Source organism: Kluyvera sp. CHPC 1.251, from assembly GCF_036759945.1.
In the GTDB taxonomy this organism is placed as follows: Bacteria; Pseudomonadota; Gammaproteobacteria; order Enterobacterales; family Enterobacteriaceae; genus Kluyvera; species Kluyvera sichuanensis.
Genome location: NZ_JAPKIC010000001.1, coordinates 454944 through 467860 on the forward strand (window position 1 = coordinate 454944; position 12917 = coordinate 467860).

Consider the following 12917-nt stretch of genomic DNA (forward strand, 5'->3'; position numbering starts at 1 on the left):
TAAAGCTATCCTCCCTTACAAAACCAAACCTCTCTTTGTGACCGTTCTCGCAGAGCAATCCATACAAAACACTTTAGTATTGCTTCAGAACCCATAATAAGGAGTCCGTTTATGAGCATTAAGCTTGCCGGTTCAGTCATGGAACGACGCAATTCAACGACGGCTGAGATTGATAGACTGTCCACCCGTGATATGTTGAACGTTATTAATCAAGAAGATAAACGCATTGCTGATGCGATTACCCCTTGTCTCGACGACATTACCCTGCTGATTGATAACGCGGTGGCCACCCTTAGCCACGGTGGGCGCGTGGTGATGGTTGGTGCTGGCGCTTCCGGGCGCAATGCGGTGATGACCGCAAACGAATTTTCCCCGGATGAAAAACACCCGGTCATGGGGCTGATTGCCGGTGGGGCGCTGGCGATGCTGCACGATATGACGGGGGCTGCTCAGGACTACGATCGTGGGGTGCTGGATCTTCAGGCTATCGGGTTCACGCAAAAAGATATGCTGGTGGCATTAAGCGTCAGCGGCAAAACGCCGTGGCTGTGGGGCGCGCTGCGCCATGCCTGGTCTCTGGGGGCAACACGCGCGCTGATCACCCGTAATCCACAAAGCGAAGCAACCGATCTTGCCAGTATCGTCATTGCGCCGCAAACCGGCGCTGAAGTGGTGGCAGGTTACGGCAATCCAAAGGCCATTGCCGCGCAAAAAATGGTGCTCTCCATGTTAACGACCGGGCTCGCCATTCGCACCGGACGAGTCTATAGCAATATGCGCGTGGACATCCGCGATACCGGTACGCATATGGTTGAGCGGCAAATTGCGATAGTGATGGAAGCGGGCGGGTGCAGCCGGGCGGTAGCAAAAGCGGCGCTGGAAAGCTGCGATCACCAATGTAAGACGGCGGTGTTGATGGTTCTCACCGGGTTGGACGCCTGGAAAGCGCACGACCTTCTGACGCAGAACAATGGTTTTGTGCGGGTGGCGCTACAAGAGGCGCCGTAGTTGGCAACAGCATAAAAAAAGCCCGCGTTGCGGGCTTTTTTACGCCAGTCGATTAGAACTGATAAACCAGGCCGATAGCCAGGATATCGTCAGTGGCGATACCGTTATCGTTGTAGAACTGTACGTCATCGTCCAGCATGTTGATTTTGTAATCAATGTAGGTGGACATGTTTTTGTTGAAGTAGTAGGTGGCGCCGACATCGATATAGTTCACCAGCGCTTTGTCGGTGTACTCAATACCGTGACGACCATCGTAACCGCCCATGTCTTTACCCTTGGAATAAACCCAGGCTAGAGATGGACGCAGGCCGAATTCAAACTGATACTGTGCCACGGCTTCGAAGTTCTGCGTTTTGTTGGCAATGCCGTTGTTGCCGTAGCGGGTCATGTTGTTGGTTTCGGCATACATCATCGCCAGATAGACGTCATTAGCGTCATATTTGGTACCGATGGTCCAGGCTTCAGCGGTATCACCGCCAGCGTATTTGCTGTAGCGGTTATGGACGCCGCCAGCAACCACCTGGTCGTTGGTACGATCGGAGTTGGAATAGGCTGCACCCACGCTTAAGCCCGGCAGAACATCGGTAAAGTTATAGGTGGTGGACATCGCGAAGCCGTCGCCGTTGCCTTTCGCCATGTTGCCGCCAGCGCCGTTAGCGGTGCCTTCGCCGGAGCCACCGTCTTCATTTTTGCCCTGATACTGCAGCGCAAAGTTCAGGCCATCCACCAGACCGAAGAAATCGTTGTTACGATAGCTGGCAATACCGTTAGCACGGCCGGTGAAGTAGACGTCGGTCTGGGTGTAGCTGTCACCGCCGAACTCTGGCAGCATATCGGTCCAGGCTTCGATGTCGTAGATGGCGCCGTAGTTACGACCGTAATCGAATGAGCCGAAGTCGCCAAATTTCAGACCGGCGAAGCCAAGTCGGGTCCAGGAGTCGTTACCGCTGTCGCTTTCCGGGGTGTCGGCCTGAATGTTGTATTCCCACTGACCGTAGCCGATCAGCTGATCGTTGATTTGGGTTTCACCCTTGAAGCCGATACGTGCGTAAGACTGATCGCCGTCATCACCGCTGTGGTCTGAGAAATAGTGCAGGCCAACGACTTTGCCGTACAGGTCCAGCTTATTGCCATCTTTGTTATAAACTTCAGCAGCATTCGCTGCACCAGCCATCAGTAAAGCTGGAACTAACAGTGCCAGAGCTTTTGTTTTCATTATATTTTCCTTTGCGTTATTGCGCATATGAATATAAGTATTACCATCCGTTGTTGCTAAATTGGATGGTATAGGCAGAGTTCATTTTTATTAAAAATATAAATGTAAGAAGTTTATATAAAATATTTCAAAATATTTCTTTTATATTGTACTTGATATGTATTGCATTAATTTATCTGGTTTTTCCATTGTTTTTACTATGATTATTATTTTTTTGTTATTTTCTATTTATTATCATTGGTGAGGCGAATGCGTCTCGTAAAGGCAAAAAAAATCCCGAACGTACTGGCATACGATCGGGAAGGTCAAAAATATAAATATATTGATGCATAACAAAAGGCTAATAACGAGAAGGATAATGGCATGGTTGTCATAAAAAATAAAGATACAGAAAAAGACTTTATGATTATTTATCATGTGAATTTAAATTGGTAATTATTATAATGTTTTTATTATTAAAACCGCATGGTTGAGGCGATTTCGCAGGGTAGAGGGGAAAGATCGCTGCTGCGAATCAGGAGTACCTCCGTTGGCGTAGATGTCATCTGACAAAATTGCTGGAGATCAAGCTAACGGCAAATTGTTACCGGTAACGTAGCGGTGGACTACCTTGCACCATATTAATCGTTATAATGTGAGCGATATCACATCAATTGCCAGCGTGATGTCGTGGCAGTGAACATGAATAGCGTAATGAGAGTGTTTTTATGGAAGAGCAAATGGAGCGTGGCCCAGGCGGCAAACTGGCGCTGTGGGTGTTTTACGCGTTTTGCGGCTACTTTGTCTGGGCGATGGCGCGTTACCTGTGGGTCATCAGCGATGTACAGAGTATTCCCGGCGCGACGATCGATGGTGAAATCGGTTCGTCTATAGGGAAATGGATTGGCGCGCTGCTGGGCTTCCTGGTGCTTAGCATCGTCGGCGCATTGCTTGGCGGGATAGCCTGGTATACTCGTCCTCGCCGTCTGGAACAGGAAGAACAGCGCTAATATTGCTATGCTGGGGGTCAATGTACTCTCATCCACGGTGAAGGAATGGATCTAGCAGCATGGCAGCAGGACGTTGAGCGTTGGTTTGAAACCCATTATGTCGGCAGCGATGCGGCGCATGATATCGCCCATTTTCGCCGCGTCTGGCGCACTGCCAGGCACATTGCTGCCGACGATACCGTCGACCTCACGGTGATTCTGCTGGCGAGTTATTTTCACGATCTCGTCAGCCTGCCAAAAAACCATCCCGATCGCGCCCGTTCCTCTTTATTATCAGCACAGCAAACGCTGCTGATTCTACAGCGCGATTTCCCGAATTTTCCCGCTGAACGCTATGGCGCCGTTGCCCACGCCATTGAAGCGCACAGCTTTAGCGCGCGTATCACCCCGAATACCCCAGAGGCTAAAATCGTTCAGGACGCCGATCGGCTGGAAGCACTAGGCGCAATTGGCCTGGCGCGGGTGTTCGCCGTCTCCGGGTCGATGAACGCGGCGCTGTTCGATGCCGACGATCCCTTCGCCGATAACCGTGAGCTGGACGACAAAACCTACGCGCTCGACCATTTCCAGACCAAGCTGTTGCGGCTACCGGAGACGATGCAAACCGAAAAAGGGCGCGAAATGGCGCAGCATAATGCTAATTTTCTTGCGCACTTTATGGCGAAACTAAGCGCCGAACTGGCGGGAGACCCGCTCGCCGTTGACGTGGAGGTGCTGCGGAGATTCGCGACGCCAGACTCAGGCAACTTATGGTAACCTCAGGTTTATTTTTCTTTTTCTGTATCTGGTCAAATTTATGCAACAACGAGTCTTATCACACGAGGGCGCGTCGTTAGGCGCACCGGATGCTCAGACGCTGCTTGAGCATATTCTGGAGATTTACGATTTAAAGACCGTTGTCGCTGAGCTTAGCGCTGTGGGGGAACAGCACTGGAGCCCGGCTATAGTGAAACGCGTGGTGACCCTGTCGCGCGCCAACACGCGTCTGAGTGAAAATGAGTGCGCCCATCTGGCCTCTCTGCTGCCGAAACCGTCGAAGCATCACCCGAAGTATGCGTTTCGCTTTGTCGATCTTTTTGCGGGTATCGGTGGCATTCGCCACGGCTTTGAAGCGATTGGTGGCCAGTGCGTGTTTACCAGCGAGTGGAACAAACACGCGGTGCGCACCTACAAAGCTAACTGGTACTGCGACCCGATAGAACATCGGTTTAATGCCGATATCCGCGATGTGACGTTGAGCAATCAGCCTGACATCAGCGACAGTGAAGCCCAGGAACATATCCGGGCCTCGATTCCTCAGCACGACGTGCTGCTGGCGGGCTTCCCGTGCCAGCCGTTCTCGCTGGCGGGGGTATCAAAAAAGAATGCATTGGGCCGGGCGCACGGCTTTGCCTGCGATACTCAAGGCACGCTGTTCTTCGATGTGGTGCGCATTATTGATGCCCGCAGGCCACCTATCTTTGTGCTGGAAAACGTCAAAAATCTGAAGAGCCACGATAACGGCAAAACCTTCCGCATTATTATGCAGACGTTGGATGAGCTGGGCTATGAAGTCTCCGACGCTGCTGATATGGGGGCCGATGACCCGAAAATCATCGATGGTCAGCACTTCTTGCCCCAGCACCGTGAGCGCATTGTGCTGGTCGGTTTTCGCCGTGATTTAGGGCTGCACGACGGCTTTACCCTGCGTGATATCCCGTCGCTCTATCCGGCGCAGCGCCCGACCTTCGGCGAGCTTCTGGAGCCGAGCGTTAACCCGAAATTTATCCTCACCCCAGTGCTGTGGAAATATCTCTACCGCTATGCACGCAAGCACCAGGAGAAGGGCAACGGATTCGGTTACGGTCTGGTGGACCCTACGCGCGCCAGCAGCGTCGCGCGGACGCTATCAGCGCGCTATTACAAAGACGGCGCGGAGATCCTTATCGACCGTGGCTGGGATCGCGAGCTGGGTGAAAAGCACTTTGACGATCCGCAAAATCAGCTGCATCGCCCGCGCCGCCTGACGCCGCGCGAGTGTGCACGCCTGATGGGCTTTGAATCACCGCAGGGCTACGGTTTTCGTATTCCGGTGTCGGATACCCAGGCGTACCGCCAGTTTGGCAACTCGGTGATTGTACCGGTCTTTGCTGCCGTCGCGCGCCTCCTGCAGACGCGCATTTTGCAGGCGGTGGCACTGCGTGACTCGGAAACCGGCGATGGCGGACGTTCACGATAAGGCCACCCGCAGTAAGAATATGCGCGCCATCGGCGCGCAGAATACCGCCATTGAAAAACGGATGGCCGCGCTGCTGGATAGCCTTGGTTTGCAGTGGCTCGCGCAGGACACGCGCCTGCCGGGCCGCCCCGACTTTACCCTCGACGACTACCGCTGCGTGATATTTACCCACGGCTGCTTCTGGCATCACCACGACTGCTATCTGTTTAAGGTGCCCGCGACGCGCACCGACTTCTGGTTGAATAAAATTGGCGCTAACGTCGCGCGCGATGAGCGGGATATGCGCCAGCTCATTGCTCAGGGTTGGCGTGTGCTGGTGGTGTGGGAATGCGCGCTGCGTGGGCGTGAGAAGCTGACGGACCTGGCGCTATGCGAGCGGCTGGAGGAGTGGATCTGCGGCGGCGAAAGCAGCGCGCAGATCGATATACAGGGAATTTCTCGCCTGAGTTTTACTTCTGCGTCTGGCAGGGAATAGCGGCGGCTTTCGCCGGGAAGAGATATTTCCCCAGCGTCACCAGTACCACGGCGGCAATGATGATGGCCAGCGCCAGCCACTCGGTCCCGGAGAGGTGCTCACCGTTAAAGCCGGTGCCTAATAGCACGGCGACCACCGGGTTGACGTAGGCATAGCTGGTTGCCACTGCTGGCGTGACGTTGCGAATCAGATACATATAGGCGTTGATGGCAATGATCGAGCCAAAGACCGCCAGATAGCCCACCGCCAGAAAACCATGCAGGCTCGGCAAGGTGGTTAAACGCTCACCGCTGAGCAGCGAGGCGACCATCAGGACAATACCGGCGGCCAGCATTTCGATGGCGCCCGCCATCATGCCGGTCGGCAGTTCAATACGCGAGCCATATACCGAACCAAATGCCCAGCTCAACGAGCCAATCAGGATCATCAATGCGCCCCACGGGTTGCCGCTGAGGTTGCCGCCGCTGTTGAGCAGCACAATGCCCGCGAGACCAATGGCAATCCCCAACCACTCCAGTTTACGGGTGGCAATGCCAAAGAAGCGGCTAAAGCAGAGGGTAAATAACGGTACTGTCGCGACCATCACGGCAGCGATACCAGAAGGCACGTTCTGATGTTCCGCGACGGTTACCATCCCGTTACCCACTGCCAGCAGCAGAACGCCGATGATGGCGGCATTGATCAGCGGTTTACGCGCCGGTAAGCGATGCCCGGTAGCAAGCAGGAAACCCATTAACACCACGCCCGCCGACAGGAAGCGAATGCCCGCCATCATTAAGGGGGGCCAGCTGGCAACGCCAATGCTGATGGCAAAGTAGGTCGAGCCCCAGATGATGTACAGCGCGAACAGCGCGCCTATCAGCGGTAACAGTTGTTTAAAACGCATACTTCCTCACGGCAAAATAGCAAGCAGGCAGATAGTAAACGCCAAAACTACCGCGCTGGCGAGTGCTTTAATTCAGGGGTTGATGTTGTCTTTATGTTATAAATATGTATCTCTTACGCCCCGCGTGATTTTGCTTCATACTTTGTTATCACTAAAAAAATGAAGGAAGTCGTTTGTGGCAGGAAGTAGCTTATTAACCTTGTTAGATGACATCGCCACCTTGCTGGATGATATCTCAATGATGGGGAAACTGGCGGCGAAGAAAACCGCTGGCGTGCTGGGGGATGATTTGTCGCTGAACGCCCAGCAGGTGTCTGGGGTGCGGGCCAACCGGGAATTGCCGGTGGTGTGGAGCGTGGCGAAAGGTTCGCTGCTCAACAAGGTCATTCTGGTGCCGCTGGCGCTGCTCATCAGCGCGTTTATTCCCTGGGCCGTGACGCCGTTGTTAATGATTGGCGGTGCGTACCTCTGCTTTGAAGGCGTGGAGAAGGTGCTGCATACCCTTCATGAACGCAAGCATAAAGGTGACGAAGCCGCGCGTCAGCAGCGACTGGAAGCGATAGCCCAGCAGGATCCCGGCCTTTACGAGCGGGACAAAGTCAAAGGCGCTATCCGCACCGATTTTATTCTCTCCGCAGAAATCGTTGCTATTACTCTCGGTATCGTGGCAGAAGCGCCGCTGCTCAATCAGGTGCTGATTTTATCCGGCATCGCCGTTCTGGTGACCATCGGCGTGTATGGCCTGGTCGGCGTGATTGTGAAGCTCGATGATATGGGCTACTGGCTGGTGGAGAAGCACAGCGTGCTGGCGCAAGGCGTGGGCAAAGGACTGCTGGTGGTTGCTCCCTGGCTGATGAAAACGCTGTCGGTGTTGGGCACGTTGGCGATGTTCCTTGTCGGTGGCGGCATTGTGGTCCACGGCGTGGCGCCGGTGCATCACGCTATCGAAGCGTTTGCCGCCCAGCAGGCCGCATGGCTTGCCGCGCTGGTACCGGTGCTCGCCAATCTGGTCCTTGGTTTTATCATCGGCGCAGTGGTGCTGGCGGCGGTCAATCTGGTTTCACGCTGGCGGCAGACAGACGCATAAAAAGTGCGGTTCCGGTACGCAAACCGTCTGTGGATCGGCTAAGGTGAAACAGTTTCACCCTGATACCGGAGGCAACAATGGTCTTTTTGGTCAGTGATGAAGTCCGGCCCAAAAACGGTGGGCCGCGAATGGTTGTAACGGGGTATGCCAGCGGGATGGTAGAGTGCCGCTGGTATGACGGTTTTGGCGTCAAGCGGGAGGCATTCCGCGAGGAAGAGCTGATCCCAGGCGAGATTTCTCCGCAAGAGCAAGCTTAGTCTCTACCTTTGCGCCCGGCGCTAGCCGGGCGGTTTAGCGCCGCATTATTCCGGCGTTTTGTCGTAGTATGTCGTCGTGGAGCACCATGAATTATCAGCAGCAGGCCAGTATAGAACGGTATCGGGTGCTCGGCCCTAACGAGAGTGTGGGAGCGCAATTATGCCTCCCGTGAACGTGACGACAGTAACCCCCACAGGCTGGTGGGCAAAATTAATGCGCCGCATTCGTCCAGACCGAGTGGTGAATATCTGCTTTCTGGTGGTGTTGTTCTTTTCAACGCTGCTGACCTGGCGCGAAACCATCGTGCTTGAAGACGCCTATATCTCCAGCCAGCGTAATAATCTGAAGAACGTCACCAACGATATGGACGCGCAGCTGCAGTTCAATACCGACCGGCTGATGTTTTTCCGCAACGGCATGCAATCGGCGCTGCAAATCCCGCTGGCGTTCGAAGTGCTGCGCACCGCCGAGCAAGAGTTTGAACGCCAGCGCGCGCAGGCTGATTGGCGAATCTCCCTTAATAACAACCGCACGCTGCCGCTGAACGGCGTCTCCGATACGTTTGTTGAACATACTAATCTGCTCTCGCGCGATAACCCTCTGCTGGGTAACGAGTTTATGGCCGCCATTGAACTTGGTTATCTGCTGCGTCTGTCGGCAATGACGCGTCAGCATCTGGCGCGCTTTGAAACGCATATGCTGTACGTCTCACGTGCCGGTTTTTATCTCAGCACCGAACCGACGCAGGAAGGCAGCATCACTGAATATTACTATCGTCTGGCAACCAGTCCGTGGTTTATCCAGCAGTCGCAGCGGGATAACCCGGAGCGGGGCGTTAAGTGGCATACCACCTTTAGCCGCGATAAAACGCCGGTGGCGCAGACCGTCACGGCGGCGGTGCCGCTTGATTATCAGCAGTACTGGTTTGGCGTGCTGGCTATTCAGCTCTCGGTCAGCGAAATGACCCAGTTTCTCACGCACGCGGTGGAAGGGGAGGATGAAGGCGAATATCAGCTTTATGACCGACGCATGAACCTGATTGCCTCTTCTGAACCCGATAAATCAAAGCACACCCAGCTGTCGCAGGAAGTCCAGGCGCAGCTGGCGCGGGCCTACGAATCGGAAAATGAAGGTAATGTGCGCCAGTTGTCGCGCTATATCAGCTGGGAGAAGCTGCGGAATTTTGATGGTGTACTGCTGCGCATCCACTCTCTGGAAGAGGGGATTCGCGGTGATTTCGGCTCAATCAGTATTGCCATCACGCTGCTGTGGCTGCTGTTTACCGCCATGCTGCTGATCTCCTGGATGGTTATCCGCCGTATGGTACGCAATATGTCCTCTCTGCAGGATTCACTCTCGTGGCGTGCGTGGCACGATATGCTCACCCGCCTCTACAACCGTGGGGCGCTTTTCGAGCGTGCGGGTATTGCGCTGGCGACCTCTCAGCAGGCCAATGAACCGCTGGCGGTGATCCAACTCGATCTGGACCATTTCAAAAGCATCAACGACCGCTTTGGCCATCAGGCCGGTGACCGGGTGCTGATTCATATCGGGAGGGTGATCCTGAATAAGATCCGCAAAGACGATATTGCGGGCCGTGTCGGCGGGGAAGAGTTTTGTATCGTGCTGCCAGGCACGTCGCTGGCGGAGGCGGAGGTGATTGCCGAACGTATCCGGGACAGCATCAACAGTCGGGAGATCCTGATTGCCAGAAAACAGACTATCCGGGTGAGCGCATCGCTGGGCGTATGCAGCAGCGAGGAGCTGGAGCAGTATGACTTCCAGCACCTGCAATCTATTGCCGACAAGCGGCTGTATCAGGCAAAAACCGGTGGGCGAAATCAGGTCTGTGCGAAAGATGGCTAGCAGGGTGATTAATTACGGCACGAAACATAAATTTAACTTATGGAAGCCTGGTTAAATGGGATTAATCTTAAAGCCTGATTGGCGCAAATCTGAAAATAAAAACGCTATCTTCCTGATTTATCATTATGTTAGTGAAGTGTCTACGTAAGCACGACTATGCTGTCATATTAATTTATTAGGTGAATAATTCTTGTCATTCAACATAAACGAAGATAATGTTTCACCCACGTCAGGTTTCCTGATGTAACGAATATTTCAATGCTTCTTGCTTAGGCAAGGTTGATCCCGACGCTCGCGTGTCGGGATTTTTTTTCCATTTAGCGCGTGACTTCCGTTACGCTGAAGTCGTGGATATCCAGCTCAAAGGCTTCCGCCAGATCGCGCCAGGTATGGTATTCGCGGCCGTCGACGCTCACGTGATGTGGGTCATCCGTCGCGCGGTGGATTTCGCTTTCGCTGATTTCGTTAATCGCCGCCAGCAGCGCATCAACGTTTACCCCTCGGGGGTCAATCGCCATCTTCATCACCGACATCCTTTATTTCCGTCCCTGTATAAGTATACATCTAATGAATGTTTTTGCTCAAAAAATGAGCAATCAGGTCAATGTGAATGAGAATTAAGCACTTATGCAGCGGGGCGCTGTCAGCGCGGTCATTTTGTTCTAAACTGGGCTAAACCACTCAGGAGATGACGTTTATGCAAGTTAACGATCGTGTGACGGTCAAGACAGATGGGGGGCCGCGTCGCTCCGGTGTCGTGCTGGCAATCGAGCAGTTCAATGAAGGAACGATGTATCTGGTGTCGCTGGAAGATTATCCGCTGGGGATCTGGTTCTTCAACGAGTCGGGGCATCCTGATGGTATTTTCGTGGAGAGCGAAGCGTAATCAAATCATCTGGCGGTAGCGATACCGCCAGTTTCCCTGCTGTTGTTGTCCTAGCGCATATTGACGTAAATACCGGAAGTGACATTCTCCGCCAGACGGACAACATGATAGATAACCTGCTTGTTATGCGTTTTTATTTTCTTTTTAATATTACCCTTATGTGACGATACGGTTTTGGCTTTAATATTCATCTGATCGGATATTTGTATCGTTCCCTGGCCTGACATCCACATTTTCAGCATGCTGGATTCCGTCCGACTTAATGACAGGGTAGAGATATTAGCTTGCTTTACTTCTGCCGTTTCTTTTTTCAGATAATTCCCCAGAATGCTATCGAGCGTTTCGGGTTTTATTGATTTAGAACTAATTAGCAGATTACTGCGCACCATCAGATATTCGTCAAAATGTATATTGGCAATCGCCATAAAAACAATGAACAACGTCCTGGGGTGTTGATTAATGATCTGCTTAATATGCAGACTACTCTGCACATCATGAATGAAGCAGTCCTCATTAATAAACACGACAGCTGGACCGCGAGCAGCGCAGATCTCAGCGAGCCCGTCGACGTTATCTACATTGTCAATATCACGTTTTTTTACCCCACGACTGGCCAGGTATCCGGTTAACCCTAGCCGCGTATAACTACATAGATCCATAATAATCGTTGACATGGCATACCCTCACTCAATGCGTAACGATAATTAACCCAGTGCCCTCGAACTTCATCGCCGCAACGAACCTGGAAAAAATAAAAAACAAGAGGATGAAGACGAACAGGCGGCATCAACTATCCCGTAAAGTTACGTATAATTTGCCAGGAATCATCTCAAAGTAAAGTAAATGTTATGTTATGTGAAAGACCTAAAAACAAATAACCCGCGCCAGCGATATGCTGGTAGATGTTTTTTGCGTTTGACTTTAGGAATTTCCTCATAATAACCAGGAGAGGATTATGGAGAATTTATGCGTGGTAACTCACTGATAATATCTGCTAATAGATCAAATATCTCGCTAAATAAGTGCTCGCAGAACGGTGCGATAAGCGGCATTAATGCGGCCATCAACAGAATACCGACGGTGAGCGTAATGGGAAAACCGATAACGAAGACCGACAGTTGTGGCGTCATGCGGTTTAGCATCCCCAGCGCCAGGTTAACCGTTAGCAGCAGGGTGATAATCGGCAGCGCTAGCATCAGGCCGTTAAGGAAGATCATGCCGCCCGCGCGGGTTAGCGCCAGAAACGCGTTGCTGTTGATCGGCTCGCCGCCGATGGGCAGGGTGTGGAAGGTGTCGACCAGCAGCGAAATCAGCCACAAATGACCGTTAAACACCAAAAACAGCAGCAGGGCGAGCATATCCATAATACGCGCCAGGATCGGCATGTTGAGGTTGCTGCCAGGGTCAACAAACGTCGCAAACGACAGCCCCATCTGCAGGCCGATAATCTCGCCACAGTAGCGTATCGCGGCAAAAGCGAACTGCATGGTAAACCCGAGCGCAATGCCGATAAGAATTTGCTGTAGCGCCAGCCAGAGTGCGGCTGCGGAGAAAATCGGTACTTCCACCACCGGCAAAGAAGGGGCGATAACAAGGGTGATGATGATGCCCAACCCCACCTTGACGCGTTTAGGCACCGAGCGTTCGCTTAAAATAGGCGCGGTGGTGACCAGCGCCAGCACGCGCAGCAGCGGCCAGAAATAGAGGCTGAGCCAGGAGAGCCACTGGTCACTGGTAAAATTGAGCATCGCGCTTAGCCGATGATATAGGGCAGGTTGCTGAACAGCGTGCGCACGTAGTCCAGCAGCAGATTAAGCATCCACGGCCCGGCGACGATGATAGCGATAAATACGGCGATGATCTTTGGAATGAACGACAGCGTCATTTCGTTAATCTGCGTCGCAGCCTGCAGAATACTGATAATCAGACCGGTGACCAGCGACACCAGCAGCAGCGGAGCGGCCAGCGCCAGCGCTACCTTCATCGCTTCGGTGCCCATCATCATGACGGATTCAGGGGTCATGGGTA

General features: G+C 53.0%; 15 protein-coding genes. 9 read left to right on the forward strand and 6 right to left on the reverse strand.

Annotated features, from left to right (window positions below; translation table 11 throughout):
• The first annotated feature begins 111 nt into the window (after positions 1–111).
• On the forward strand, positions 112–1008 hold the full coding sequence (locus V6940_RS02000) for an N-acetylmuramic acid 6-phosphate etherase (RefSeq protein WP_333494650.1): 897 nt from the start codon (positions 112–114) through the stop codon (positions 1006–1008).
• Positions 1009–1060: 52 nt separating this feature from the next.
• On the opposite strand, the gene ompC is transcribed toward V6940_RS02000, so the two are convergent.
• A complete protein-coding gene (gene ompC, locus V6940_RS02005; protein ID WP_333494651.1) occupies positions 1061–2224 on the reverse strand; it encodes a porin OmpC in 1164 nt (387 codons plus the stop codon).
• A gap of 707 nt (positions 2225–2931) precedes the next feature.
• Here ompC and drpB point away from each other — a divergent pair.
• From drpB to V6940_RS02025, 4 genes are read left to right on the forward strand one after another with little or no spacing between them, the layout of a single operon-like run.
• The gene (gene drpB, locus V6940_RS02010) at positions 2932–3213 is read left to right on the forward strand and encodes a cell division protein DrpB (protein WP_333494652.1); all 282 of its coding nucleotides are present in this window, start codon (positions 2932–2934) and stop codon (positions 3211–3213) included.
• 45 nt (positions 3214–3258) lie between these two features.
• Entirely contained in the window at positions 3259–3969 is a 711-nt protein-coding gene (locus tag V6940_RS02015) for a phosphohydrolase (protein ID WP_333494653.1), read from the forward strand.
• 40 nt (positions 3970–4009) lie between these two features.
• Positions 4010–5431, forward strand: coding sequence for a DNA cytosine methyltransferase (locus V6940_RS02020; protein ID WP_333494654.1), 1422 nt, complete (start codon positions 4010–4012; stop codon positions 5429–5431).
• Positions 5412–5906: a very short patch repair endonuclease gene (locus V6940_RS02025; protein ID WP_333494993.1), complete on the forward strand. Its 495-nt coding sequence runs from the start codon at positions 5412–5414 to the stop codon at positions 5904–5906. The genes V6940_RS02020 and V6940_RS02025 overlap by 20 nt, the downstream gene beginning before the upstream one ends.
• Here the strand turns inward: V6940_RS02025 and yedA are convergent.
• Positions 5881–6792 carry a drug/metabolite exporter YedA gene (gene yedA, locus V6940_RS02030; protein WP_333494655.1) on the reverse strand — a complete coding sequence of 304 codons (912 nt, stop codon included), beginning with the start codon at positions 6790–6792 and terminating at the stop codon, positions 5881–5883. The two genes, V6940_RS02025 and yedA, sit on opposite strands and share 26 nt — an antisense overlap.
• A gap of 175 nt (positions 6793–6967) precedes the next feature.
• On the opposite strand from yedA, the gene V6940_RS02035 reads away from it, so the two are divergent.
• The 3 genes from V6940_RS02035 to dgcQ all read left to right on the forward strand — a co-directional run bounded on the left by V6940_RS02035 (position 6968) and on the right by dgcQ (position 10003).
• Positions 6968–7879: a DUF808 family protein gene (locus tag V6940_RS02035; protein WP_333494656.1), complete on the forward strand. Its 912-nt coding sequence runs from the start codon at positions 6968–6970 to the stop codon at positions 7877–7879.
• A gap of 77 nt (positions 7880–7956) precedes the next feature.
• Positions 7957–8136 (forward strand): YodC family protein, encoded by a 180-nt coding sequence (locus V6940_RS02040; RefSeq protein ID WP_333494657.1) that lies wholly within the window; start codon positions 7957–7959, stop codon positions 8134–8136.
• Positions 8137–8296: 160 nt separating this feature from the next.
• Entirely contained in the window at positions 8297–10003 is a 1707-nt protein-coding gene (gene dgcQ, locus V6940_RS02045) for a cellulose biosynthesis regulator diguanylate cyclase DgcQ (protein WP_333494658.1), read from the forward strand.
• A 317-nt stretch (positions 10004–10320) separates the two neighbouring features.
• On the opposite strand, the gene V6940_RS02050 is transcribed toward dgcQ, so the two are convergent.
• Positions 10321–10536: a YodD family protein gene (locus V6940_RS02050; RefSeq protein ID WP_333494659.1), complete on the reverse strand. Its 216-nt coding sequence runs from the start codon at positions 10534–10536 to the stop codon at positions 10321–10323.
• Positions 10537–10700: 164 nt separating this feature from the next.
• Here V6940_RS02050 and dsrB point away from each other — a divergent pair, with 164 nt between their 5' ends.
• Positions 10701–10889, forward strand: coding sequence for a protein DsrB (gene dsrB / locus V6940_RS02055; protein ID WP_185669465.1), 189 nt, complete (start codon positions 10701–10703; stop codon positions 10887–10889).
• Between the two features lie 50 nt (positions 10890–10939).
• Here the strand turns inward: dsrB and rcsA are convergent, their stop codons facing one another.
• From rcsA to fliQ, 3 genes are all read right to left on the reverse strand, one after another.
• Positions 10940–11563: a transcriptional regulator RcsA gene (gene rcsA / locus V6940_RS02060; RefSeq protein ID WP_333494660.1), complete on the reverse strand. Its 624-nt coding sequence runs from the start codon at positions 11561–11563 to the stop codon at positions 10940–10942.
• A 279-nt stretch (positions 11564–11842) separates the two neighbouring features.
• Entirely contained in the window at positions 11843–12637 is a 795-nt protein-coding gene (fliR, locus tag V6940_RS02065) for a flagellar biosynthetic protein FliR (protein ID WP_185669463.1), read from the reverse strand.
• 5 nt (positions 12638–12642) lie between these two features.
• Entirely contained in the window at positions 12643–12912 is a 270-nt protein-coding gene (fliQ, locus tag V6940_RS02070; RefSeq protein WP_062778154.1) for a flagellar biosynthesis protein FliQ, read from the reverse strand.
• Between the last annotated feature and the right edge of the window lie 5 nt (positions 12913–12917).

Excerpts from the sequence above, each read along its gene's own strand:
- V6940_RS02015 (WP_333494653.1), top strand. The coding sequence starts at position 3,259 with ATGGATCTAGCAGCATGGCAGCAGGACGTTGAGCGTTGGTTTGAAACC.
- V6940_RS02020 (WP_333494654.1), top strand. The coding sequence starts at position 4,010 with ATGCAACAACGAGTCTTATCACACGAGGGCGCGTCGTTAGGCGCACCG.
- fliR (WP_185669463.1), bottom strand. The coding sequence starts at position 12,637 with ATGCTCAATTTTACCAGTGACCAGTGGCTCTCCTGGCTCAGCCTCTAT.
- V6940_RS02025 (WP_333494993.1), top strand. The coding sequence starts at position 5,412 with ATGGCGGACGTTCACGATAAGGCCACCCGCAGTAAGAATATGCGCGCC.
- fliQ (WP_062778154.1), bottom strand. The coding sequence starts at position 12,912 with ATGACCCCTGAATCCGTCATGATGATGGGCACCGAAGCGATGAAGGTA.
- dsrB (WP_185669465.1), top strand. The coding sequence starts at position 10,701 with ATGCAAGTTAACGATCGTGTGACGGTCAAGACAGATGGGGGGCCGCGT.
- dgcQ (WP_333494658.1), top strand. The coding sequence starts at position 8,297 with ATGCCTCCCGTGAACGTGACGACAGTAACCCCCACAGGCTGGTGGGCA.
- V6940_RS02050 (WP_333494659.1), bottom strand. The coding sequence starts at position 10,536 with ATGTCGGTGATGAAGATGGCGATTGACCCCCGAGGGGTAAACGTTGAT.
- yedA (WP_333494655.1), bottom strand. The coding sequence starts at position 6,792 with ATGCGTTTTAAACAACTGTTACCGCTGATAGGCGCGCTGTTCGCGCTG.
- drpB (WP_333494652.1), top strand. The coding sequence starts at position 2,932 with ATGGAAGAGCAAATGGAGCGTGGCCCAGGCGGCAAACTGGCGCTGTGG.
- V6940_RS02000 (WP_333494650.1), top strand. The coding sequence starts at position 112 with ATGAGCATTAAGCTTGCCGGTTCAGTCATGGAACGACGCAATTCAACG.
- V6940_RS02040 (WP_333494657.1), top strand. The coding sequence starts at position 7,957 with ATGGTCTTTTTGGTCAGTGATGAAGTCCGGCCCAAAAACGGTGGGCCG.
- rcsA (WP_333494660.1), bottom strand. The coding sequence starts at position 11,563 with ATGTCAACGATTATTATGGATCTATGTAGTTATACGCGGCTAGGGTTA.
- ompC (WP_333494651.1), bottom strand. The coding sequence starts at position 2,224 with ATGAAAACAAAAGCTCTGGCACTGTTAGTTCCAGCTTTACTGATGGCT.